Raw genomic sequence first — 633 nt, forward strand, 5'->3', positions numbered from 1 at the left:
ATCCACATCGTCGCCAATCGGGTTAACGACTAACGTAAAGTTGCTGTTTCGCTCGGTAGGCACTTTCAACAACTCTTCTTGAATGAAGACAGAGATACCGATTTCAACTTCACCACTAAAGTGTTTTGGCGGCTTAATTTGAATATCGCTCAAGTCGATAGAAGTTTGCGTCAAGTCTTTAACTTGAATGCTCCACTCGCCATTGCCTGCGTTTTTCACAATGTAATCGGATGAATTAGACTCAACAACAAAGTCATTCGGAATGCCAGTCAGCTTAAGTGAAACAAAGCTTTCAGAGCCATCATCGTCGGTCAGACTGATCGTAACGCCAGTACCTGACTGGTTGAGTGAAATCAACGTATCTTCATCACCCGTCACGACGATAGGCTGACTTGGATCGGTTCCCGTAATTACAATGTCATCCACGACAGGCGTGACTTCAAATGTCACGTCGTCGGTAAAGATGCGCACATCTACGTTATCGCCCGGATTGATCAATGTCGATTGGTCAAACACGGCAACGTCTGTGATTTCGCCTTCGATGTTAATTTTCACCGTATTTTGACCACCACCAACCGGGTAGTTTTCACTCGGTTTGAACAGAACGTTATCCAACGCTCCCGCTAAAATATC

General features: G+C 45.0%; 1 protein-coding gene. It reads right to left on the reverse strand.

Features of this window, described 5'->3' with window-relative positions; translation table 11 throughout:
- A partial coding sequence (locus tag R7Z47_RS25435; RefSeq protein ID WP_318130838.1) for a hypothetical protein occupies positions 1-633 on the reverse strand: 633 nt, incomplete at both ends.

The organism is Vibrio sp. 1641 (genome assembly GCF_033339995.1).
Lineage (GTDB): Bacteria > Pseudomonadota > Gammaproteobacteria > Enterobacterales > Vibrionaceae > Vibrio > Vibrio alginolyticus.